This window comes from Chryseolinea sp. H1M3-3 (assembly GCF_029360725.1).
GTDB lineage: Bacteria > Bacteroidota > Bacteroidia > Cytophagales > Cyclobacteriaceae > Chryseolinea.
In genome coordinates this window covers 213,859-236,735 of sequence record NZ_JARKMY010000014.1, presented here as the reverse complement: position 1 = coordinate 236,735, position 22,877 = coordinate 213,859, and the positions used below count along the sequence as shown (strand labels likewise).

Annotated in this window: 24 protein-coding genes; 23 read left to right on the top strand and 1 reads right to left on the bottom strand. The window is 37.6% G+C overall.

Translation table 11 applies throughout. The features are described 5' to 3' along the window. Positions 1-2: 2 nt before the first annotated feature. The 18 genes from pseC (at position 3) to P2W71_RS22130 (ending at position 16,470) form a co-directional block, all read left to right on the top strand. Positions 3-1,205: a UDP-4-amino-4,6-dideoxy-N-acetyl-beta-L-altrosamine transaminase gene (pseC, locus tag P2W71_RS22215; RefSeq protein WP_276373597.1), complete on the top strand. Its 1,203-nt coding sequence runs from the start codon at positions 3-5 to the stop codon at positions 1,203-1,205. Between the two features lie 8 nt (positions 1,206-1,213). After that, entirely contained in the window at positions 1,214-1,918 is a 705-nt protein-coding gene (gene pseF / locus P2W71_RS22210) for a pseudaminic acid cytidylyltransferase (protein WP_276373596.1), read from the top strand. Next, positions 1,915-2,991: a hypothetical protein gene (locus P2W71_RS22205; protein WP_276373595.1), complete on the top strand. Its 1,077-nt coding sequence runs from the start codon at positions 1,915-1,917 to the stop codon at positions 2,989-2,991. Before pseF ends, P2W71_RS22205 begins: the two co-directional genes overlap by 4 nt. Positions 2,992-3,074: 83 nt before the next feature. Continuing rightward, positions 3,075-3,692, top strand: coding sequence for a pseudaminic acid biosynthesis-associated methylase (locus P2W71_RS22200; RefSeq protein WP_276373594.1), 618 nt, complete (start codon positions 3,075-3,077; stop codon positions 3,690-3,692). 107 nt (positions 3,693-3,799) lie between these two features. Then, the gene (locus P2W71_RS22195) at positions 3,800-4,819 is read left to right on the top strand and encodes an N-acetylneuraminate synthase family protein (RefSeq protein ID WP_276373593.1); all 1,020 of its coding nucleotides are present in this window, start codon (positions 3,800-3,802) and stop codon (positions 4,817-4,819) included. Continuing rightward, entirely contained in the window at positions 4,809-6,020 is a 1,212-nt protein-coding gene (locus P2W71_RS22190; RefSeq protein WP_276373592.1) for an ATP-grasp domain-containing protein, read from the top strand. Before P2W71_RS22195 ends, P2W71_RS22190 begins: the two co-directional genes overlap by 11 nt. Next, on the top strand, positions 6,020-7,030 hold the full coding sequence (locus P2W71_RS22185) for a hypothetical protein (RefSeq protein WP_276373591.1): 1,011 nt from the start codon (positions 6,020-6,022) through the stop codon (positions 7,028-7,030). The genes P2W71_RS22190 and P2W71_RS22185 overlap by 1 nt, the downstream gene beginning before the upstream one ends. Next, a complete protein-coding gene (locus P2W71_RS22180; protein WP_276373590.1) occupies positions 7,014-7,667 on the top strand; it encodes a methyltransferase domain-containing protein in 654 nt (217 codons plus the stop codon). The genes P2W71_RS22185 and P2W71_RS22180 overlap by 17 nt, the downstream gene beginning before the upstream one ends. Next, a complete protein-coding gene (locus P2W71_RS22175) occupies positions 7,664-8,488 on the top strand; it encodes an amidohydrolase family protein (protein WP_276373589.1) in 825 nt (274 codons plus the stop codon). The genes P2W71_RS22180 and P2W71_RS22175 overlap by 4 nt, the downstream gene beginning before the upstream one ends. Continuing rightward, a complete protein-coding gene (locus tag P2W71_RS22170) occupies positions 8,475-9,452 on the top strand; it encodes a hypothetical protein (RefSeq protein WP_276373588.1) in 978 nt (325 codons plus the stop codon). The genes P2W71_RS22175 and P2W71_RS22170 overlap by 14 nt, the downstream gene beginning before the upstream one ends. Next, positions 9,436-9,912, top strand: a complete 477-nt coding sequence (locus tag P2W71_RS22165) for a GNAT family N-acetyltransferase (protein ID WP_276373587.1) — start codon at positions 9,436-9,438, stop codon at positions 9,910-9,912. Before P2W71_RS22170 ends, P2W71_RS22165 begins: the two co-directional genes overlap by 17 nt. A 6-nt stretch (positions 9,913-9,918) precedes the next feature. Continuing rightward, the gene (locus P2W71_RS22160) at positions 9,919-10,629 is read left to right on the top strand and encodes a PIG-L family deacetylase (RefSeq protein WP_276373586.1); all 711 of its coding nucleotides are present in this window, start codon (positions 9,919-9,921) and stop codon (positions 10,627-10,629) included. Between the two features lie 8 nt (positions 10,630-10,637). Next, the gene (locus tag P2W71_RS22155) at positions 10,638-11,609 is read left to right on the top strand and encodes a hypothetical protein (protein ID WP_276373585.1); all 972 of its coding nucleotides are present in this window, start codon (positions 10,638-10,640) and stop codon (positions 11,607-11,609) included. A 27-nt stretch (positions 11,610-11,636) separates the two neighbouring features. Then, positions 11,637-12,437 carry an FkbM family methyltransferase gene (locus tag P2W71_RS22150; RefSeq protein ID WP_276373584.1) on the top strand — a complete coding sequence of 267 codons (801 nt, stop codon included), beginning with the start codon at positions 11,637-11,639 and terminating at the stop codon, positions 12,435-12,437. Positions 12,438-12,449: 12 nt separating this feature from the next. Beyond that, entirely contained in the window at positions 12,450-13,283 is an 834-nt protein-coding gene (locus P2W71_RS22145; protein ID WP_346659969.1) for a DUF5672 family protein, read from the top strand. Positions 13,284-13,331: 48 nt separating this feature from the next. After that, entirely contained in the window at positions 13,332-14,318 is a 987-nt protein-coding gene (locus P2W71_RS22140) for a glycosyltransferase (protein WP_276373583.1), read from the top strand. 37 nt (positions 14,319-14,355) lie between these two features. Beyond that, positions 14,356-15,303: a class I SAM-dependent methyltransferase gene (locus P2W71_RS22135; RefSeq protein WP_276373582.1), complete on the top strand. Its 948-nt coding sequence runs from the start codon at positions 14,356-14,358 to the stop codon at positions 15,301-15,303. 21 nt (positions 15,304-15,324) lie between these two features. Continuing rightward, positions 15,325-16,470: a glycosyltransferase gene (locus P2W71_RS22130; protein WP_276373581.1), complete on the top strand. Its 1,146-nt coding sequence runs from the start codon at positions 15,325-15,327 to the stop codon at positions 16,468-16,470. A gap of 68 nt (positions 16,471-16,538) precedes the next feature. Here P2W71_RS22130 and P2W71_RS22125 read toward each other — a convergent pair whose 3' ends face one another. Continuing rightward, complete coding sequence (locus tag P2W71_RS22125) at positions 16,539-17,306, bottom strand: FkbM family methyltransferase (RefSeq protein ID WP_276373580.1); 768 nt, start codon at positions 17,304-17,306, stop codon at positions 16,539-16,541. A gap of 153 nt (positions 17,307-17,459) precedes the next feature. Between P2W71_RS22125 and P2W71_RS22120 the strand changes: the two genes are divergently transcribed. From P2W71_RS22120 to P2W71_RS22100, 5 genes are all read left to right on the top strand, one after another. Next, positions 17,460-18,239 (top strand): glycosyltransferase family 2 protein, encoded by a 780-nt coding sequence (locus tag P2W71_RS22120; protein ID WP_276373579.1) that lies wholly within the window; start codon positions 17,460-17,462, stop codon positions 18,237-18,239. Between the two features lie 4 nt (positions 18,240-18,243). After that, a complete protein-coding gene (locus tag P2W71_RS22115) occupies positions 18,244-19,206 on the top strand; it encodes a glycosyltransferase (protein ID WP_276373578.1) in 963 nt (320 codons plus the stop codon). A 607-nt stretch (positions 19,207-19,813) separates the two neighbouring features. Beyond that, positions 19,814-20,965: a glycosyltransferase gene (locus P2W71_RS22110; protein WP_276373577.1), complete on the top strand. Its 1,152-nt coding sequence runs from the start codon at positions 19,814-19,816 to the stop codon at positions 20,963-20,965. 7 nt (positions 20,966-20,972) lie between these two features. Next, on the top strand, positions 20,973-21,815 hold the full coding sequence (locus P2W71_RS22105) for a glycosyltransferase family 2 protein (protein ID WP_276373576.1): 843 nt from the start codon (positions 20,973-20,975) through the stop codon (positions 21,813-21,815). Positions 21,816-21,852: 37 nt separating this feature from the next. Next, the gene (locus P2W71_RS22100; protein WP_276373575.1) at positions 21,853-22,875 is read left to right on the top strand and encodes a glycosyltransferase; all 1,023 of its coding nucleotides are present in this window, start codon (positions 21,853-21,855) and stop codon (positions 22,873-22,875) included. The last annotated feature ends 2 nt before the right edge of the window (positions 22,876-22,877 follow it).

The window sequence follows — 22,877 nt, the reverse complement described above, 5'->3', positions numbered from 1 at the left end:
TTATGACACCTATCCCATACGGCAAACAATTTATTACCCCTGAAGATATTCAGGCCGTAGTTGAAACCTTACAATCAGAGTATCTAACTCAGGGCCCTAAGATAAAAGAATTTGAAGATGCGTTTTCCAAGTATATCGGTTGCCAGTATGCAGTTGCCGTATCAAATGGCACAGCAGCGCTCCATCTTTCTACACTCGCATTAGGTGTGAAGCCAGGGCAGAAGGCGATCACAACCCCAATTACCTTTGCTGCTTCCGCAAATTGTATCCGCTATTGTGGTGGAGAAGTGACCTTTTGTGATATTGATCCGGAATCTTATTTGCTGGATATCAGAAAAGTAAAGGCGATTTTAGAAGCAGTACCAAAGGGAACCTATGCTGGAATAGTGCCCGTCGATTTTGGTGGACTAGCGGTAGACCTGGAAGCGATCAAAAAATTGGCTGACGAATTTGGTCTCTGGATCATTGAAGATGCCTGTCATGCACCCGGGGGCTTCTTTGTGGATCAATCTGGTGAAAAGCAGCACTGTGGTAATGGAAAATTCGCTGATCTTTCAATTTTCTCTTTCCATCCTGTGAAACACATTGCAGCAGGAGAGGGAGGAATGATTACTACCAACAGCAGAATTTTGTATGAAAAATTATTGACTCTTCGTACCCATGGAATTACACGAGATATTGGACGGTTTAGTAACAGCAAAGCATTCGCTGCATCGGACCACTTGGCCACAAGTTATCCTGGTTGGTATATGGAAATGCAGACTTTAGGTTATAACTACAGGATGACTGATTTTCAAGCCGCGTTGGGATTAAGTCAGCTTAAGCGTGCGGATGAAGGCCTGAAAAGAAGACGGGCCATTGCAAAGACATATGATGAAGCCTTCAAAAGCCACTCCTTAATTCATTCTCAGCTTAACGAGCTAGAAGGAAACACAGGCCATGCTTACCATCTATATGTCATCCAGGTGCCAGACCGTCTTGGATTGTATAATCACCTTCGCAAGGATAAGATCTTCCCGCAGGTACATTATATTCCAACGCACCTCATGCCGTATTATAGGGAGTTGGGCTGGAAGGTTGGGGACCTTCCTTATGCAGAGGCATATTATACAAAATGCTTAAGTCTGCCCATGTATCCAACGTTGACTGATGAGGAGCAGGAATATGTAATTAAATCTATCACTTCGTATTTTGGAAAATATTAGTTTTTAAAATGAAGAATCTTGGGATTATTCCGGCAAGAGGAGGAAGTAAACGAATACCGCGAAAAAATATTAAGGAGTTTCAAGGAAAACCAGTAATTGCTTATTCCATTGAAGCTGCATTGAATTCAAATTTGTTTTCAGAAGTAATGGTATCAACCGAAGATAAAGATATAGCTGAAATTAGCATTATGTATGGTGCAAAGGTTCCATTCTTTAGAAGTGAAAAAAATGCAGATGATTTTGCTGGGTCAGGAGATGTGGTTTTTGAAGTACTGAGACAATATGAGAAAATAGGTCAGGTATTTGATAATTGCTGTTGTATTTATGCGACAGCACCATTAATTAGTAAAAATCGTTTGACTGAGGGCTATAAACTTTTGATTGAATCCAACTTTGATGTCGTCTTTCCTGTAGGACGTTATAGTTCTCCTATCTGGCGATCATACAAAATGAATGAAGTAGGAAGGGTTGAAATGAATTTCCCTGAACACGAGAAAATCCGTTCGCAAGATTTACCCATATCATATTATGATGCTGGTCAATTCTATTGGTTTAGAATTAACGATTTTTTAGCTCTTGAGAATAAAAACACTTTCGGGGTTTCAAAAGGTGCAATCTTGCTGCCTGACTATGAAGTGCAGGACATAGACAATTTGGATGACTGGCATTTAGCTGAAGTGAAATTCAGTTATTCAAACAATATAGAAAAATGATTATACAAGACAACCTAAAATATCGTGTGGACGAGGATAAACTTGAGGACGCGCTACGAGCAGCAAATTTCTTAGCGAAAAACTTTATTGAAACTGGACGGTATACTGTTGACGAGACATGGGGACCGGAGGGCTTATTATATTTGGCGGAATCGTCTTATGCTCTTCACAGTGCGTATGAAATCAAAAGAGATGAAATTTTTATTGGTGCTGTAAAATCTATATTAGATGAGCTTCGAAAAATTCAAAAGAAAAGTGGTGGGTGGGGATTAGAGCTTGGGAAAGATGGGGTAGGTTTCAAAACCACAGATGAAGTTAGAAAGTTAACAGCCGAAATAGAGGATTTACCCCCCACAGTGGCAGTGCTCAAAACAATTGCAGATTATCAAAAAATCACTGGTGATAAAAGTTATTCAGATATTGGGGATAAGGCGTTTGAATATCTCATGAATCATTGGGATGTTAAGTACGGTTCATTTCTGGAAAAGGAAAACAATAAATTAATGGCTTTGCGTTCAAATCCGCGAAGTTATCATTTATTTTCTTTCATAGGTATTTTGGCTTGGAGAGACCATTCGCCTGAAATCATAGATGAGATTCTTCCATATTTGCTGAGGTTCATAAAGGACACTTTCGAGAGTTACGATGACCAAACAATGCCGTTGGTATATGGTCTTCATGCGGCGAATTTGGTTCAACATACATCGGAAGATTATATTAAGAATGTTATAAAACCTAGAATTGATAATCATCTAGTGTATAACGAAACATTCAGGATAAAAGAACTCAAAGGTGCATATGGACATAGGGATGGGTTAAGGGGGATTGTAAAAGACGAAGCACACTTAAGGAGCGCCGCCGGGGTGGCTATCGCAATGAAATTTTACGACTTGTATACAAATACACGCACTTACAGGGACACGGGAATTTACAAGGATGTTGAAAACTGGATTCAGAATATGAAATCAGGCAGTTTTTACTATGAATTTGAACAACTACCCGAAAGGAAAAAGATCGGATATGGATCCCCTGGGCAATATTTGCCTATTTGGTGGATAGTCGGAAAGATTTGATTAATCAATTCAAAGAAACGGTTTCATCTGGATAAGAATGAATCGCATAATAGGTTTTATCGATAAATTGAGTAAATAAAAAAATGAACTATCAAACCGAACAGGAAGAATTTTGGGCTGGCGAATTCGGAAATGAATACATTTTCCGAAACAGTAGTGCAGAAAATTTAGCATCCAATCTTAATTTTTTTAGTAGGGCGTTAAAGCAAACCGGCAAGCCAAATTCGCTGATTGAATTCGGTGCGAACGTCGGCATTAACCTTAAGGCGATTAAACTCCTTTATCCAAACATCAAGCTTCATGGCGTTGAGATTAATCAGAATGCATCGAAAATACTTCAAGATACAATAGGTCGTGAGAATGTTTCAAATATGTCAATCTTTGATTACGGAAGTTCAAATAGATATGACGTAGTTCTAATCAAGGGAGTATTGATTCATATCAATCCACAAATGCTTGGTGTTATTTATGAAAAATTATATACTGCCTCAAATAAATATATTTTGATATGCGAATATTACAATCCATCACCGGTTACTATTAACTACAGGGGCCACATCGATCGATTATTCAAAAGAGATTTTGCAGGGGAATTTCTTAGAACATACTCAGACTTTAAATTAATGGATTATGGATTTGTTTATAAGGGAGATGTAGCTTTTCCGCAAGACGATATTACATGGTTCCTTTTGGGGAAATAAACCTGCAGTGTTTGGCCAGTGATCGGGAAATTATTTTTAAACATGTATTGTAGATTGTTTAATCACTTAAGCGATCCTAAATCTTTTAACTCATTTTTAAACTAAAAATGAAAATTGTAACTGTTAATGGTTTTAAAATAGGTGGAGATCGAACCTACATTATTGCTGATATAGGATCAAACCACAAACAGGATTTGACGCTTGCTAAAGAGTCGATAGATGCAGCAGCGGAGTCAGGCGCTAATGCGATTAAGTTTCAATCCATTCAACTGAAGGAACTCTATCTGTATCCGGACGCAAAAACAACCGCATTTATAAAACGGCTAGAGTTTCCGGAAGACTGGCACGGTTTATTAAAAGAGTACTGTGACAAAAGAGGGATCATATTTTTTTCGTCTCCGACTTATTTACGGGCTGTTGATTTGTTGGAGGAAGTTAATGTTCCTATTTACAAGCTGGCTTCTGCTCAAATTGGCACATTTCCTCAAATTGTTGAGAAGGTGGCCGCCTTGAATAAACCAACTCTGTTTTCCACCGGCATTGCTGCTTATGACGAAATCATCAAAGCTGTCAACATTTTTAAGAGGCATATTAACGACAAATTCATCATTTTGCATTGCAATAGTATTTACCCGACCCCACCTGAAAAGGTAAATCTACGTTTGATTCAAACTTATAAGTATATGTTCGATCATCCGGTAGGTTTTTCAGATCATACAAACGGAACGCACATTGCTTGTGCCGCAGTTTGCTTGGGTGCAAATGTCATTGAAAAACATTTTACTCTGGACAGAAATTTAGATACGCCAGATAGCAATTCGTTTGCTAGTGACCCGCCTGAACTCAAAAAACTAGTAACAGAAATACGCGCGATAGAGGTTGCTAAAAACAGTTCTGATGACCGATTGACTATTCAACCAGAAGAACAGGAATTTAAGGATGGTATTACGTACAGAATAGTTGCTCAAAAACAGATTGAAAAGGATGAGTTAATTACTGTCGATCACATACGTTATTTAAGAAACAAAGATGGTATAAACTGCAAACAGTTAGAATTGGTGATTGGTAAAAAAGCATCGAAGGATATCAAAAAAGATGAATTAATACTATATAACGATGTCACCTAGGAAAAAAATATTAGTCATCGGTGCAGGCTGGGAGCAGTATTCTTTGATTAAAAAAATTAAAGACAAAGGTCTTGAGTTAATAATAACCCACCCTTCTTTTAATCCTGAGGGTGCAGCCTTAGCGGATGTGAGTTACGTAAAAAACAGCCGCGATATCGCTTCTCATATCAAGATTGCTGAAGCCCACAATATCGACGCGGTGGTTACGGATAATTGTGACTTTTCTTTCTTCACAGCTTCAGTGGTGGCTGCTAGACTCAAACTACCGTTTGCTGAAATACAATCAGCTATATTTTCAAATGATAAGTTTGCGCAGCGGGAACAATGTAGGAAATTAGGGATTAAGCAACCTGACTTTTTTAGAGTAAGAACCTTGCAAGAGCTGGCAGATGCTGCTAAGGTGCTGGGTTTTCCTGTGGTGCTTAAACCTGTAGATAGCCGCGGTACTTTCGGCGTATCAATTATTCATGACACGATGGCACTAGAAAATGCTTTTTATGATGCCATCAATAATTCCAGTGGATGGAATCTGATATGTGAAAAGTTCATTAAAGGAACTTTGGTTACCGTAGATGGCTTCTGTTTTAAAAATGGCCACCAATCGTTGGCCGTTGCCTCTCGTAAATACGAGCCAGGCCTGAAACCTGTAACTAAGGAAATAATTTACCCGGCTGAGTTTCCAGATAGTTTGAATAGGAAATTATTCAAGAATCACAATGCTGTTGCCGCGGCCCTTAATTACCGGTATGGCCATACCCATGGTGAGTATATTGTATCAGACAATGAAGAAATTTATTTGGTTGAATGCACGAATCGCGGCGGTGGTGTATACACCTCTTCTGTTATCGTTCCGTATCTTACAGAAATAGATCTGAATGAAATACTTTTAAATCAATCGTTGGGTCAGGACATGTTTGAGGTAGAAAATAAAGGATTGACGTTCCTAAAGAACTCAGCAATGTTGACTTTCTTGGATTTCGAAGTGGGAAAGGTGATCAGAAACATTAATGTTGAGGAAGTTAAAGCTCTGCCTTTTGTGCTGCGCTACAGAACGATATATAACGTAAATGATATGGTCGAGTCTATCGAAAACTGCGCATCACGCCATTCAATGCTTGTGATCAAGGGCAGCACGAAAGAAGCTGTTGTGAATAATCTAAAAGTCTTTAAGGAGAAATTAAAAATTGACTACTATCCCTAATGATTACAATTGTTGAAAATACCTTACGCGACGGTTCCTATGTAGTAGACTTCCAATTAACTGCGGAAAATACCTTTGACTTGACAAAAGGCCTGGCTAATCTCGGGTTTAAAATGATTGAGGTGGGACATGGACTAGGACTGGGGGCCTGGAACAATCCAAAAGCGGGTTTATCTAGAGAAAACGACCTCACCTATATAAGATCGGCCCGCGATGGCGCTCCTACTGCGCAAATAGGCGTTTTCTTTATTCCGGGAATAGGAACTAAGAATGATATCTTAAACGCAAAGAATGCCGGACTGGATTTTATACGTATCGGTGCAAACATTGATAGTTTTAAGCTAACACGGGAATATCTTGAGTATGCCAGAGATCTCGGATTGTTCACTGCAGTCAACCTAATGAAAAGTTATGCTGTAAAATCGTATGAATTTACAAAAATCGTTCAGGAAATCGATCGTTGGAAAATAGCTGATGTTATTTACTTGGTTGATTCTGCTGGGTGTATGATGCCTGAAGACGTATATACATATATTGATCGTACTAAAGAAAACATCACAACACCGTTAGGTTTTCATGGACATAACAATCTCAGTTTAGCGGTAGCCAACACGTTGCAAGCTATGCGTGCCGGTGCGACTTACTTAGACACCTGCGTTCGTGGAATGGGGCGTAGCGCAGGCAATGCGCAAACAGAAGTAATGGTTTATCTTCTTCAGCAAATGGGCGTGATCGATAACCAAATTAACCTTTATGACCTTTATGAATTTGCTAATAAGTGTGTAGTCCCTCTTATGCCTAGGGTACAAGGGTTAACCGATGAGGAAGTACATATAGGAGTAACTAAGTTTCATACGAGTTTTATGCCTTTTGTAAACAGCGCGGCGGCGAAATATTCTGTGGATAAGCGAAAGTTAATCCAGAATGTATCTGCAATAAATTGTTTGAATCCAAGTGAAGAATTATTTTACGAAATAGCCAGGAACATTTCTCATGGACGACATTCTTGATAAAATCTCAAAGCAGATGATCTTGCGATATTCAGATCGCTATAAAAAACTAGGTTACGACGTTAAAACATTGGGTTGGGGAACAAAAGAACAACAGCTGAAAAGATTTGAAGCGGTGTTAACGGGGGATGTATCACTTGCAAAAAAGACGATAATCGACATTGGATGCGGCTTTGGCGACTTTGCAAATTTTCTATTTCAACATGAGATTGAGTTTAATAGTTATACTGGCTGGGACTTAAACCCTGATCTAATCAATGAGGCAAAAAACGTTTGGAAAGACGTGCCTCACTTATATTTTGACGTCAAAAATATCGCAACACTGGAAAAACAACAACCGGTCGCCGATATTGGTATAATGCTAGGGCTTTTGAACCTGAATTTTAAGAATCAGATCAATAACTACGATTATGCTGCACAATTGATAAACACAGCTTTTCAATTAGTTGGAGAGTGCCTTATTGTAGATTTTTTAAGCTCAAACCTTAGCAAGGATTATCCAAAGGAAGATTTTGTTTTTTACTATGAGCCCGCTAAGATACTTGAGTTGGCCCTTAAGATGAGCTCCAATGTTGAACTCAAACATAATTATAGTCCCATTCCACAAAAGGAATTTATGTTATTTATTTACAAATGAAGATATTCGATTTTAATGTTCATTTACCTCAAAAAATAGCTATTGATGTAAATGAGGTTATAGACGATGATTTGAACCTCACGGGTCAAGGACTAATTAAGGGTTTGAACCTCCACTACGACGGGATAAAAGAAGTTTCAGGTGTCAATATTTTGTTGTTCAATCAGAAACTTTTTTATGGCGATTCAGAGCTTTCTTTATTTGTTAAAAATGTAAAGCAAAAATTTGATTCATTTTTGTTAACGGCGTTAATCGATTTTAGAGATCCGCTTGTTGATGGGTATCTTGAAGAAACCAAACTGCATGGTGTAAGTACCTACATGTTTAATTCGTATTTGCAGCAGATTGAGGAACGTGACTTCCCGAAAATTCTTGAGATTTGCAAATATGCGGAACAGAATAAAAAAATCATTTGTATTGACGGGAGTTACGGTACGTCGAAGATGTACACTTATGACAATATGAAACTTGCATGCTATGTGGCTGATAATATCACTAAAGTTCCAATCGTGATAATCCATAGCGGTGGTTATAGAATTATGGAGGCAATGCTATTGGCAATGGATAAGAAAAATGTCATGTTAGATAGTTCTTTTTCTTTAAATTATTATTTGGGCTCATCGTTGGAGCAGGACTATACTTTTGCATATAAGCGATTGGGTTCTCAACGAATTTTATTTGGGTCAGATATCCCATACGTTAATTTCAGAAATGCGTTTGAGCAACAATTGGACTTTTTTAATAGATCTAAATTTTCATTAGAAGATATAGATAATATTTTCTATAAGAATGCCCAAAAATTAGTTAATGGAGATTGGTAACAGGCTTCTTATTCTCACTGAAGCAGGTGAAGGCATCGGCTATGGTCATTACAGTCGATGTTTGGCCTTAAAGCAATATTTTGATCAAAGGGAAATCCCTACTGAAATTTTTCTATATGCAAAAGGGGATGAGACGGTCTATTCTGATGCCAGCGTTCGAAACTGGATTTTAGAATTAGGAGATATTAATGAACCAAAGATATATTCCCACGTTCTTCTTGATTCTTATTTGATTCCTCTTAATTATATCGGTACGTTAAAGAGCAGATTTGATAAGGTAATTGCACTTGATGACTATCATCGGATTGACATCGGGCCTGACCTTATCATTAATCCAAATATTTTTGGAAATAAAGTCAAGTACAACGTAACTGCCGTCGGTGGAAGAGATTTTGTTATTCTCCGAAATAGCTTCAGACAGGGGAATTTCAAAATAAAGATTAAAGAAGAAATTCAAAATATCCTATTAACCCTCGGCGGGAGTGATACAAAGGGACTTATTCCTATTTTATCGAAAATTTTATTGAGATTTTCTAAAAGTAAGGTAAAAATTGTCGCCGGAAGTGATAGGTATGCTATGGAACTGGGATCTCAATTTGAGTCTCAGCGGGATCGTTTAAATTTTTTTGGCTTTGTATCTGACGAAGAAATGAAACAATTAATGCTGGGGGCAGACGTGGCAATATCTGCATGCGGCCAGACATTACATGAACTGGCGTCGTTGGGAGTCCCCACCATCGGCATTTGTGTCGGAGACGATCAAATTCTTAATATGAAAGAATATTTAACTTTAGGATTTTTAAACGATGAGATTTATTGGAATTCATCCAACTTTGATGCTTTCATTATTAATAATCTAAATTATTTGGGGCCTGCAAAAGCGCGGAATTCGAAATCTTTATTAGGAAAATCACTCTTTAACGATCAAGGCCTCAATAATATTTATAATGCAATTTTCAAGTGACGATATCACCTTTCGCATGGCTCAACTGAGGGATTGCAAAATATATTTTGATTGGGCCAATGATCCTGTGGTAAGAAAAAACGCACACAACCCGGCGCCTATTGGGTGGGACGATCACGTTAAATGGTTCAACAATAAGTTAGAATCCGAAACATTGATGTTAATTTTTTTTGATGGGAAAGTTCCAGTTGGACAACTCCGTGTCGACTCCGTGGGCAAGTCAGGATTAATTGATTTCAGTGTTGATGAAGAATATAGAGGTAGGAACATCGGTCGGAGCATGTTAACCAGTTTAATTAAACTAGCCAAAGTTGGGCGGTTGTTTAATAGCTTAAATGCCCAGGTGAAGTCTGATAATATCTCCTCGATAAAAAGTTTTACTACTGCTGATTTTACAGTCATTTCAAATAAGATTGTAAATGCAGTAGATTGTAAGGTTTTTGAATATGTATTGAAATAAACGAAAATGTTTGAAAACAAGAAAATCATGATTGTTGTCGCTCATCCTGACGATGAAATTCTTGGATTAGGAGCAACAATGAATTTGCTTATTAATGAAAGAGGAATCAAGACTCATTTGGTCATCTTAGGAGAGGGGATCACATCAAGATCGGATCAACGGGATGTCGCGAAATGGAATAGGGAACTTAAAATTCATAAATCAAATATTGAAAAGGCTAGGTTATCGATTGGGTATCATGGTTTATCAGTATATGATTTACCTGACAATAGATTTGATACAATCCCTCTTCTAGATATCATTAAAATTGTAGAAAAGGAGAAAGAGAGTTTTCTCCCAGATATGATTTTCACCCATCACGGAGGGGATTTAAATATCGATCATCAAAAAACATTCCAAGCAGTAATGACTGCATGTAGGCCAATGCCAGGAGAAAATGTAAAAGCAATTATAACCTTTGAAACTGCGTCGGGTACGGAATGGAGGGCTTCTGCGGATCCCTATCATTTTATTTCAAATTTTTTTGTTTCCGTGAAAGAATCAAATATCGATGCTAAAATCAAAGCAATGGAGGCATATGAATTTGAAAAAAGATCTTATCCTCATCCTCGGTCTGGCGAAGCTCTCCGCATTCAAGCAAAACGTTTGGGGATTACAATTGGAGAGGAATACGCCGAAGCATTTTGTTTGGTTCGTGGTATCATTGGTGCAAATTGATGGTCAATATGTCTGAAGACGAACTTCTTGCTCTTTGCAAAGAACCGAAACCAAAGCAGCGGCTACATTGGACTTCTGAAGTCTATGGATTTGGAGCTGTTCTTAGAAAATATGGTTTTTTTCCGGGGTCGCTACCATTGAATATATATTTATCGCACGGGCTAAGTGTTAGTGAAAAACCGTCGCCCTATGAGTTAAAAAATGATGCGCCTTTTATGCTATACTTCTCTCCAAGATTAGTGAAAGAGTATAAGAAAAATTCAGATAAAAAATGCTATTGTGTGATTTCTCCGAATGTATTTTACCGCAGGTATAATAAAATAGCGCCTGATGCCAATGCGAAAGGCAGCCTCGCGTTTCTTTCCCATACCACCCCTATGATAGAGAACAAGATGAATCTTGTAAACTATATTCTGCAATTAAAAGCTTTGCCCGACGAATTTCATCCTATTTCAATTTGCTTGCATTATCACGATGTAATTAAAGGGGTTTATAAAATTTTTTTTGATTACGGGTTTGAAGTTGTCACAGTTGGAAATCCCTATCACGAGCTATTCATAGAACGCTTCTATACTCTGATTAGAAGATTCCGATACACCACTTCAAATGAGATTGGATCTTATACCTTTTATTGTTCGGAATTAGGCATCCCATTCTTTCTTTACGGTTCGGAACCTGAGCTTTACAATAATGGTGACCCAAGTATAGAAGCCGGCGAGTATAAATCATATAAAAGTACTGAGCAATACAAAAAGGTAAAGACGTTGTTTAGTACTATACGTAAGGAAGTAACACCAGAACAAAAAAGATTTGTAGAAGAAGAGCTGGGTATCTACGACTCCATTGGGCGCTGGAAAATGGCATATATATTATATTATGCATATTTCATCTTTTATTGTAGTAAAATAAAATTAAAATTATTAAAAAGATTTGGCAGGGGAGTAGAGAAATCTGGACGGATTTTTAAAACTAAAATTTGAAGGTGAAAGTTCTTCAACACATTTGATATGCTAATTAAAAAAGTGGTTCGGTATCTTGATAGACAATTTGGGAAAGCTGACAAGTTCAAAGATGAGATTCAAAGATTAAGCAAAATTCCCCGTTACACACCTGGGGCATCTCATTTGTTTGGAGTTGAATTTTCCTTTGTTGATGCGACAACCCTGATAGGCGGATACGCTGAGATAATCCGTAAGCAAGTATATGAGTTCAAATCCTCTAGGCCGGATCCTCTCATTATTGATTGTGGCGCTAATATTGGATTAAGTATTTACTATTTCAAAATGCTTTACCCTCAAGCGAAAATAAAAGCATTTGAGCCGGATCCAGTAATTTTCAAAACCCTTGAAAAAAATATTAAGACATTAGAATTCATGGGTGTTGAACTTCACCAGGAAGCAATATGGAAAGACAATGGAACTTTGGAATTTCAAATCGAGGGTGGATTCTCAGGACGAATACCTAAGGAAGGTGATACCGAGAATCTCATTAGAGTGCCTTGCCGACGATTGAAAGATCTTTTAAAGGAATCAATTGATTTTCTTAAAATTGATATTGAAGGCGCCGAGTTTGAGGTTTTGACTGATATTAGGGGTGATCTAAGTTGTGTGCAAAATATATTTATTGAATATCACTCTCACATTAAAGAGAGACAAACATTAGGTGAGATTTTGGAAGTTTTGCAGCAAGCGGGATTCAGGTACCATATTCAAGAAGCATATGCCCATAAGAAGCCTTTTGTAGAAAGAGATACCATGCTTGGTATGGATTTGCAATTAAATATTTTTGGATATAGGGATTTTATTTAAAGTATTGATCATTTGGCAAATAAATCGAACCTCGCTTGTGTTGTAATTCCTGTTTATAAAAGTGAGCCGAGCGAATATGAAAAAATAGCGTATACTCAATGTCTCCGCGTTTTGTATAAATATGACATTTACTTAGTCGTTCCAAACGGCTTCGATTGCAGCTATTATAATCGATTTGACGGCGTTGAGGTAAGACAATTTCCTCTTCATTTTTTTGAAGGTTTAAAGGGATATAATGCATTGTTATTGTCCTCTATGTTCTTTAAAGAATTCCTTCTCTATAAATATATGCTTATCTATCAATTGGATTGTTTTGTGTTTCGTGATGAGCTAACAAAATGGTGTTCCATGAATTTTGATTATATAGGTGCCCCATGGCTTGAGGTTTCATGGCTTTATGAATCGCATAAAATAATTTCAAAAAACCTGTTGAAAAAAAGAAGCGCTTTAATTAAACCTTTAGTTAGGCTCAAATGGAAATTGAAAGGACTGAATAACCCTGAAAATTTTAGAGTTGGCAACGGAGGACTTAGCTTGCGGAATGTTAAATCTAGTTATAAAGCCACAAAAAAATATAAAAAGGAAATCTTGACATGGGCTTTCAGCGAGGATTTTTTTTATTCGTTTTTCTTGCCATTGAGTGGAGATACATTTGTTATACCTTCCGCCGAGCAAGCACTATATTTCTCGTTTGATACCAATCCTAACCTGTGTTATAAACGTACGCAATTTGTTCTTCCCTTCGGTTGCCATGGTTGGTGTCGTACTGACGATCCATACACTAATAACTTAGAATTTTGGCTGCCGATTGTTAAGCAACACATGAAAGACCGAAGCATTGGTTAATAATGGCTGGATCACAATAAATTGTGTTAATGGGAAATTACCAACACCGTGGTAAGTATAATTATTTCTAATCTAAATACGGATTTAACATTCCTTCAAGCGCGCTTGGACAGCGTGAAGAATCAAACATTTTTGGATTGGGAATGTATTATTGTGGATGGATTTTCTGATAATGGATCGTGGGAATACTTACATCAGGCTACCAACCTTGATCGCAGATTCAAGCTTTATCAAAAACCAAGAAAAGGAATTTATAATGCATGGAATGAAGGAATAAAATTAGCTAAAGGTAATTATATCTGTATAGCTCCTAGCGATGACACCATGGACAAAGAATTTATAGAAAAAATGGTGAACGTCTTAGATCAGAATCTACAATGCGATATGGCTCATTGTTGTTTAAGGATCATTGACGTAAACGGAAAGCCAGCCATCGATGGTAATTGGGATACTTTTTTGTCATCCAAATTTTTCGGTGACATCATGCACACGAAACATATTCGCCACGCACCGCATGATGGAATATTACATGCCTTCATAAAAACGGTATATACATCAATCACACAACTTTTGATTCGAAAGAGCGTCTTTGATGAGTTAGGTCTTTTTATTGAAGATGGTGGAAGCATAGCTGACTTCGAATGGGAAATGCGCGTCAGCTTATTTATAAACATAGTTCACGTTCCAGAATATTTGACTTCTTGGAGAGTGCATAACCTTCAAGCAACAAAAGTTGAAACTCAGATCGCTCCTGAAACGTATGCCTGCCTGCGGAAATGGGTTAAGCAAAATTTTTTATTATTTAACTCGAGAAGACCAAAAGATACGATAAATCATTCATTGCGTGATTTATTGTATGTTTACAGGAAGAATGAAATCCATTTCCTTTTGAAAAAAATAGCAGGTAAAAATAAAGCATTGAACCATGTATATAAACGTTTTTTTGCTCATTACTTTCCTTATTATAACGGATTAGAATCGGCTAGGGAGTATTTCAAAACAAAAAAAATGGCGAGACTAATAGAATTTATTTAAACTATAATCGCCGGCTAATCGCTGATCCATTTGGAATATGAAAAAAATCCTTAATTCAGTATTAAAGAAATATTTGCCTATATATAAGTCATACGAAAATCTTAAATCACAATTTGCGGTGTGGAAAGTTGGATTGTATCCACCGGGACATTTTTATTCCCCGGTTGTTTCACCGCAGATAGTTTCTGAGTCCCGGTTTAACTATGAACGGCCTCCGCTAGGGATTGCACTTAACGAAGAACGCCAACTCGCGCTACTTGAAAGCCTCAAAATTTTCTATAGAGCCGATATATTTCCTACAACTCAGTCATCTGCGTATCGGTATTATTTCGACAATGAATATTTTAGTTTTTCCGATGGTATTTTTCTTTATTTGGTTATTCGACATTTCAAACCACGAAAAATAATTGAGATTGGATCTGGTTTTTCGTCGGCCCTCATGCTAGATACGAATGAAAAATTTTTCCACAATTCAATTCATCTTACATTTGTAGAACCCTATCCAGAGCTACGGCTGAATAAGCTTATTACTCAAGAAGAACAAATATTCGTAAAAAAGGATTTCGTTCAGCACATCTCATCATCTGTTTTTCAAGAATTAAGTGAGGGCGACATTTTGTTTGTGGATTCATCCCACATTTCAAAATTTGGAAGTGACTTGAATTACCTTCTTTTCGAAATTCTACCCCTGTTAAAAGCAGGTGTAATAATTCATTTTCATGATATATTTTATCCTTTTGAATATCCCACTGAATGGCTTAAGCAGGGCAGATCATGGAACGAGGCCTACTTATTGAAGGCTTTTCTACAATTTAACGATTCATTTGAGATTCTGCTATTTACGTCCTTCCTTGAAAAGACGTACAAGCAATGGTTCGAAGTAAATATGCCCCAATGCTTGACAAAACATGAACGAATTAGACTCGGCGATCAGGAGCAATTAATGTCTACAACAGGCCAATCAATTTACCTAGTCAAAAAGTAGCCCATTCAAACTGTGTCATTTGTGAAGAAGGTTCTAACGTTTTCAATTTTTAAAAGCAATTTATTCGGACATGGTGGGGAAAAACGAACAGGCCAGATACATGAAATACTTTCGTCGGACTACAGTATCTGTGAGGTGCTTTGTAAATTCACGTTTAACCAAGGCAAAGTCGCCCTTAAGAAAAAGTTAACAGGCAGCCTTTATATACCCGAAGTATTCCGTGCTACAGAAATTTATAAACACAATTTTTCCGTTAGTAGACTTTTGGATGAATCACATAAGGTCTCAAGGCAAGTTAAAAATCTGGAAGCTCATAGTGAATTAATTAAGGAAGCTTCAACAATTGTTTGGGAAAATACCCTGCCAGATTTTTTTTATCTTCCATATTTAATCAAAAAAAAATATTTAAAGAGGGTGATTGCATGTCCTCATAATATTGAGTCGCTGGTCCCGCACCAAACACTCCGATTTTACGGAAGGGATAAGCTAAAATTTTTACAGCAGGAGCTTGAACCGTTTAGGGTTTGTGATAAGGTGTTTACGATTTCGGAGGAGGAACAATGGTTGTTAAATCTATTTGATATAGAAGCCCAATTTTTACCCTATTACCCCCAGGGAGAATTACTTACTTCTCTCATGAGTATACGTAAGTACAGGGAAACGGCAGATCGCAACGGAGCTCCAGGTTTTTTTTTATCGGTGGGTTCATTAACTAATGCGCCAACAAAAAAGGGAATGCTTAATCTTCTGGAGCAAATTAAGAAAATAAATCAGACTAGCTCGACGAAATATAATTTTAAGATTGCTGGTTCTAAGACTGACGCCTTAAGAACGCAACATTCTGGCCTCGGGTTGGATATTCTCGGGCAAATAGATAATATCGAGCTAGATTTGCTGCTTAAAGATTGCAGAGCCGTCGTAATAAACCAGGGGTTTAGCACCGGCGCCTTAACCAAGGTTCCGGATATGCTCGTAGCAGGCATACCAGTCATCATAGATGCAGGGGGGGCCAGAACATACAAACGATATGAGGGTATACATGTATACAACTCTTCCTCAGATTTAGCGGATTTGCTTTCATCTCAATTACCCCTGCCGCCGATTCCAGAAATGCCTATTAAATACTATAAGTCTTTTTTGAGATCGTTAGATGGCCCAGCAAGCTAGTTATTGTCTTAGGTGTTCTCATTTCTTATGTGTTGATCTATTTTTTAGGGACTATCGCTTATAGTTGTTTACCAAGAAGTGTTTGCTCTTAAAAAACCATTCTTTTTCACAAAACATATATCACATTGCCCTAATGCTCCATCTATTGGCCGCCTCAGAAACCCGGGGAAATCATATACAACGTAATCTCTTTCCATCATAAAATTAACTACATCAAAGAATATTGGCATGTCTTGAAAAAATTGAAATAGTGAGACTTCCATGATATAAGCCTCCGTGTAACCGAATGTCTTAGATGCGCCCATGAGCGCCTCAAGTTCATAACCTTGTATATCAAGTTTTATCAACTCCGGCACGGTTATTCTTGAAGAACCAATAAGGTCATCAATTGCTATAATCTCAACTTCCCGCTGTTTGCCCACTTTTTTTAAATTTTCGTCAGGTTTTGGGACAAATGATGACCCAGCCAGATCTTCCCAAACTGTGAATGTTGAGAGCCCCTTTTGCGAGCCAGCCCCTGCCAGAATATAAATCGAACCCTCAAAATCTCGACAAAACTCTTCCAATTCCTCTTTCATTTCAAGCTGAGGCTCAATTAGGCAAAAATTGGCTGAAGGGAATACGCGTTTTGCTAAGCGACTCCAACTTGCTTTATTTGCTCCAACATCCAAGACTGAATTGCAAACCAAACCACGTTTATTTAAATCTTGTAATAAAAAATCCATGCGACCAACAGGTCGTTGATCAGATCCAATGGTTGATACTTTCGATCCGGGCTTTATTTTTTTGATCTCATAGCCGCTTCGATTTATGATTTTTTTAATGAGTTTTTTCATATCAATTACCCCTAATATATTATAGGATTAAGAATTCAGTTTTAGTGAGCGTTTGTTTTTATTTGGCTCTGCATAACTGGTGAATAATAAAAAGTAATAAAAATAACGCATAATTTGCCCATTTATTGAAGATTATAAGTCAATCCTTTCCTTGTGAAGACATTTCCAAAGATATCCATAATTACTCCAAGCTTTAACCAAGGAAAATACCTTGAAAGAACTATCCTATCAGTCGTCGACCAAAACTATCCAAACCTGGAATATATTATTATTGATGGTGGAAGTACCGACAACAGTGTGGAGATTATTAAAAAGTACGAAGGAAGGATCTCGTATTGGATAAGCGAAAAAGACCGTGGTCAGTCCCATGCTATCAATAAGGGTTTTCAAAAAGCCACAGGGGACATTGTTGCTTGGATTAATTCCGATGATTGGTACGAAGCTGGGGTCTTTGAAGAAGTATGCAGAAATTATGCACACGATTCCAGGGGAATATGGATCGGAGATTGCATCGTGCAATACGAGGGCCGTTCGAAGAGTCGCATCTTACGTCCCAAAAAAGTAACTTTCAATTCCATGCTGCGCTACTGGAAGAGCAATTTTTGTCCACCTCAACCTTCTATTTTCTTTTCTTATAATTGCTTAAAAAAAGTGGGATTTTTGGATGAGCAATTGCATTATGCCATGGATCTTGACCTCTGGTTAAAAATGGCCCGCCATTTTAACTTCTATTATGTGCCCAAAATTTTTTCAAACTATTTGATTCATAATGAATCCAAAAGTGGGGCAGGAAAGGGATTTAAAAAATTTAGAAAGGAGTGGCGAATGGTTTGCTTTAGGCATCTAAAAATGACCTCTTTTAGTGAACGGATGTTTTTCTATTGGGATTATTATTACCATCATTTATTCAAGCCTTCTTCCCTAACTGAATAACAGAATGAGTCCTTTGGTTTCTATCATTATGCCTGCATACAATGCTGCAAAGTATATTCAAGAATCTATTGATTCTGTATACGGACAAACTTGGACTGACTGGGAGCTAATCATCATTAATGATGGCTCGACAGATGATACAGCATCTATTGTAAAAATGAATCAATTGAAATGCGAAAAAATAATTTTAATTGAACAAGAAAACAAAAAACAAGCTGCGGCGCGTAATTCAGGGCTGAAGATTGCAAGGGGTACATGGATAGCTTTTTTAGACGCAGACGATGTGTGGGCCAAAAATAAGTTGGAGGTTCAATTGGGTTTTCAGAATAAAGCGGATGTACTTTTTACGAGTGGTACTATCCTTTATGAATCGAAAAACAAAAAAGAGTTATATAAAACAGAATATGGTTTTTTTCCCTCCGCGGATATGTATGCAAAGTTGTATACATATAACCCAATTCCGAATTTAGCCGTCTTGATGAAAAGGGAATGGATTGATAAAATAGGCTATCAAAACGAATCACTTGATGTTGTAGGATGCGAAGATTGGGAATACTGGATACGATTGGCGAAAAATGGCGCCACTTTTTTTGGAATTGAAGATCAATTATTCATTTACAGAATTCAGTCCCAAGGAACCTCTCGAAATTTGAATCGAATGAGGATTGCACAGGCTTATGCTAAGTATATTAATCTTGACTTTTCTTTACTAAATAAGGAACATGTTCAAGCTTATTTTAAAAACCTGATGCAGCCGTTAATTAATCGTCTATTAGAAAGTAATCAGAAAAAGGAAGCTTTAAAGCAAATAAGAATTTTAAATGAAGTGACTGAGGAATCAAACTATAACCTAATACAATTTTTATTGAACACTGGAATATCAATAAATTCGAAATTTTTAATTTATCTAGCTAAGCCAATGCTTGCATTACGTGCGCTAAAGAGAGCATTTATGCAGATTAAGTAATCGATTGTAAATTAGAATAGACCATGGTGATCACGTTAATCAAACTACAGTTATTTTTCTTTCGGATGATAAAGCGATATTCGCAATTTCTGAATGTTGAGTCAACTAGAAGGCGAGCGAATGTTAAGATTCATAGAAGTTTTTCCGGTGGAGATAGTAAATTTTTATTTCGCGGTGTATGCAAAGAATTAACAATAGAAAAGAATGTACGTTGTAAAAACTATTGCAATTTTTTAATTTATCCCAAGGCCACCCTTATTATTCACGAAAATGTATTTTTTAATAATTACTGTTCTATCAGTTGTCTTGAGAAGATAGAAATCGGATCCAATACTATATTTGGAGAGGGGGTTAAAATATATGATCACAACCATGAATATGAGAAGTTTCCCAGCGTGAAACTCTCAAAAAGTAAGTATAGTAAAGCTAATGTAAGTATAGGAAAAGATTGCTGGATAGCTAGCAACGTTACTATACTTAAAGGGGTTACTGTTGGCGATAATGTCATTATCGGGGCCAATTGTTTAATACGCCATTCCATTCCGTCTAATAGTATTGTGAAGCATAAAGAGGACTTGCTAGTGGAGCGGTTAGACTTGTTGACCTCATGAGCAAAATACTTATTTTTAATCGTTCTTTTTTTGCCGTAAGTGAAACCTTTATTCATAGACAGGTGCTTTCGTTGTCGAGACATTTTGACCTCGTTTTAATGGCGTTTAAGTTTCACAATCAAGACAAATTTTTACAACCCACGGCCTATCAAATTCTTTTGAATTTTTTCAATGGCCGAATTGATCACGTGCTAACTTTTATCGCTAGAAAAGTATGGCCTAATTCTATGCCATTTAGTTTTTCGACTGCTTACTTGCTGAGACGGATATTTAAGACAGAAAGAATTGATGCAATCCATGCTCATTATGGTTGGAATGGTATTGCGATCCTTTCATTAGCGAAACGGTTCAAAATTCCGCTAGTAGTCTCATTTCATGGTGTCGATGCCTCGGGCTTATTGAGACAAAAACATTACTCGAAACAACTCATTCCGTTATTTGAATATGCGTCGTCGATTGTCTTATGTAGTTCTTACATGCTGAAAAATTTACCACTGGAGAATTTCGTGAATAAAGTGGAGATTATACCATTCGGTGTGGACGTAAATGTTTTCATCCCCCCCGAGATACCAGTCATGAATAAAAAATTGAAAATTCTTCATGCAGGTAGAATCGTCGGAAAAAAAGGTGTGCCAGATTTAGTACGTGTCTTTGCTCTCTTATATGAGAAGTACGCGCTTATTGAACTTCACATTATAGGGGCGGGTAAGGAATTGGAGGAATGCAAAAAAGTTGTTCAGGAAAATAATTTAGAACACGCTGTGTTTTTTTTCGGGCCCCAATCTAATGCCGTTGTTTTACAGGCACTAAGAGAGTGTGATGTTTTTGTGTTGAATAGTCGTACAGATGATCATGGAGACCAAGAAGGATTACCAAATGCTTTGCTTGAGGCTATGAGCTGTGGAAAGGCCGTAGTTTCAACATTCCACGCTGGCATACCTGACGCTGTGCAAAACAATTATAATGGTTTGTTAGTTGAAGAGCGAAGCAATTCACAACTATATGAGGCGTTGGAAAAACTCATTCAAGGTGAGGACTTAAGGCGTCAGTTAGGTAAAAATGCGAGGGCCACCATTGTAAATTCATTTTGCATTGAAACGATGGAGAATCGTCTTAAGCAAGTCGTCACGAATGTCATCAAAGGTTGATTGATGTATGAGCCAGTCTTTTAGCGTGAGCGTTATTATCCCAGTATATAATGCGGCAAATTATGTGGTGAGCGCAGTAAATTCAGTGATCCAATTGGTTGAAGTAAAAGAAATAATATTGGTTGAGGATGGATCGCCGGATCATGCGTTGAGCATTTGTAAAGAATTGGAAGCAAAGTTTGAAAAGGTAAGAGTTTATCAACACCCGGATGGGTTGAACGAGGGTGCCGGTGCTAGTAGGAATTTGGGCGTGAAAAAAGCAACCTGTGAATTCATAGCGTTCCTTGATGCCGATGATCTCTACCTTCCGAATCATTTTGACAAAGCTGCTCAGGTCTTTCTAAGCCAACCCGACACTGATGGTGTTTATGGAGCAGCAGGATTTATTGAAAACGATAAAGTTATACCGAACAAACTTTATACTATTCGGAAACCTGTACAGCCAGATGATTTATTTGCAGCCTTAGTGCGCGGTACGTACGGTCACTTTACAACGATTGGTATTACATTGCGCCGGTCGGTTTTTGAAAAAGTAGGATATTTCAATACTGCTCTAAGACTCGGACAGGATGCCGATCTTTGGCTTCGCCTTGCGTATCATTGTAAATTACGCGCCGGGGAATTAGCAGCACCCATTGCACTTATCCGCAGGCATCCAGAAAATAGAGTTCGCAGCATTGACGATAAGGTTAGGATTGTTGGGCTTCAGACTTCCATATCATATTTCAAGCGCCAAGATGTTGCTTTCAACGATTATTTGGTCTTAGTTGCAAAGCTTTTTAAGATATATTTTAAACACAAGATGTTTGCATCCATGTTAAGGGATTTGCCCCTGCTTTTAAAAATTTAGCGTTTGGGCTTATGCAAGTATCGGTATTTGCTTATGAATGGGTACTAATACGATTGTTTTTTTAGATAAGGAGGATTTTTCTTTTCAAGATATTAATGAAAAACCACTTGCCGGAGCCCAAAGTGCCTTTATTGAATTGGTTCAGGCATTTAGGGAATCTGGTTTTTATGTGATTGTGAGGAACAATTGCTTAAGACCTTATACAGACGCTTCCCTGGATTGGCAACATTTTTCCGTATCTGAAATTCCTAAAGGCGACCTTTACATTGTGAATAGGAGCACTTCTCTTCTTCCTCTAGTTCCCAAAGGAAAAAAAATTTTGTTCTGGCTACACAATGAAGGAAAATATTTAGTTTCTCCGGTAAATTTAAAATCACTTATTCGGCGTTATCCGACGCTAGTTTTTTCAGGACTATATCATCGTTCAACCTTTCCGTTATGGTTTTTATTCCGGCATCGTGTGATTCCCTATGGAATCAGCACTAAATTTCTTCATTTTAAAAAAGCTGTTACCCCCGCACGACCTAAAGTAATTTTTACATCCAACCCGCTACGCTCTTTGGACTGGCTGATGGAAAGATGGAAAGTGATTCATGCAAAAGTTCCGAAAGCCGAGCTTCATGTATTTTCCGGCCCAGCAACGTATGGAAGTTGGGGAAATTCGGTAGCAGACCGCATGAAAAAGGTTTTGGACCAAGTTAAGTCTTATGAGAGTCATGGCGTTATTTTGCGAGAGCCCATACGTAAGGATAAACTGGTGGAAGAAATAAAGACATCGAGAAGCATGTTTTATCGGGGCGATAAAGCGGAGACTTTTTGTTTGGCAATCGCAGAGGTGCAAGCGATGGGGTTGCCCTGTGTGGTCCAAGATTTGGGAAGTATGAAAGAACGAATAGTAAACGGCGTTACTGGTTTCGTCACAACAAGCGACAAAGAATTTGAGGATCGTGCCATTGCTATTTTAAGCGATGACAAACTTTGGATGGAAATGAATCAGGCTTTGATAACAGGTGTTTATTATAAAACATGGAAGCAATCGGCAGAGATGTTCATGGCATAACT

Excerpts from the sequence above, each read along its gene's own strand:
- P2W71_RS22110 (WP_276373577.1), top strand. The coding sequence starts at position 19,814 with ATGAGCAAAATACTTATTTTTAATCGTTCTTTTTTTGCCGTAAGTGAA.
- P2W71_RS22105 (WP_276373576.1), top strand. The coding sequence starts at position 20,973 with ATGAGCCAGTCTTTTAGCGTGAGCGTTATTATCCCAGTATATAATGCG.
- P2W71_RS22125 (WP_276373580.1), bottom strand. The coding sequence starts at position 17,306 with ATGAAAAAACTCATTAAAAAAATCATAAATCGAAGCGGCTATGAGATC.
- P2W71_RS22180 (WP_276373590.1), top strand. The coding sequence starts at position 7,014 with ATGGACGACATTCTTGATAAAATCTCAAAGCAGATGATCTTGCGATAT.
- P2W71_RS22115 (WP_276373578.1), top strand. The coding sequence starts at position 18,244 with ATGAGTCCTTTGGTTTCTATCATTATGCCTGCATACAATGCTGCAAAG.
- P2W71_RS22170 (WP_276373588.1), top strand. The coding sequence starts at position 8,475 with ATGGAGATTGGTAACAGGCTTCTTATTCTCACTGAAGCAGGTGAAGGC.
- P2W71_RS22190 (WP_276373592.1), top strand. The coding sequence starts at position 4,809 with ATGTCACCTAGGAAAAAAATATTAGTCATCGGTGCAGGCTGGGAGCAG.
- P2W71_RS22175 (WP_276373589.1), top strand. The coding sequence starts at position 7,664 with ATGAAGATATTCGATTTTAATGTTCATTTACCTCAAAAAATAGCTATT.
- P2W71_RS22165 (WP_276373587.1), top strand. The coding sequence starts at position 9,436 with ATGCAATTTTCAAGTGACGATATCACCTTTCGCATGGCTCAACTGAGG.
- P2W71_RS22150 (WP_276373584.1), top strand. The coding sequence starts at position 11,637 with ATGCTAATTAAAAAAGTGGTTCGGTATCTTGATAGACAATTTGGGAAA.
- P2W71_RS22160 (WP_276373586.1), top strand. The coding sequence starts at position 9,919 with ATGTTTGAAAACAAGAAAATCATGATTGTTGTCGCTCATCCTGACGAT.
- pseC (WP_276373597.1), top strand. The coding sequence starts at position 3 with ATGACACCTATCCCATACGGCAAACAATTTATTACCCCTGAAGATATT.
- P2W71_RS22100 (WP_276373575.1), top strand. The coding sequence starts at position 21,853 with ATGGGTACTAATACGATTGTTTTTTTAGATAAGGAGGATTTTTCTTTT.
- P2W71_RS22155 (WP_276373585.1), top strand. The coding sequence starts at position 10,638 with ATGTCTGAAGACGAACTTCTTGCTCTTTGCAAAGAACCGAAACCAAAG.
- P2W71_RS22205 (WP_276373595.1), top strand. The coding sequence starts at position 1,915 with ATGATTATACAAGACAACCTAAAATATCGTGTGGACGAGGATAAACTT.
- P2W71_RS22195 (WP_276373593.1), top strand. The coding sequence starts at position 3,800 with ATGAAAATTGTAACTGTTAATGGTTTTAAAATAGGTGGAGATCGAACC.
- pseF (WP_276373596.1), top strand. The coding sequence starts at position 1,214 with ATGAAGAATCTTGGGATTATTCCGGCAAGAGGAGGAAGTAAACGAATA.
- P2W71_RS22185 (WP_276373591.1), top strand. The coding sequence starts at position 6,020 with ATGATTACAATTGTTGAAAATACCTTACGCGACGGTTCCTATGTAGTA.
- P2W71_RS22135 (WP_276373582.1), top strand. The coding sequence starts at position 14,356 with ATGAAAAAAATCCTTAATTCAGTATTAAAGAAATATTTGCCTATATAT.
- P2W71_RS22200 (WP_276373594.1), top strand. The coding sequence starts at position 3,075 with ATGAACTATCAAACCGAACAGGAAGAATTTTGGGCTGGCGAATTCGGA.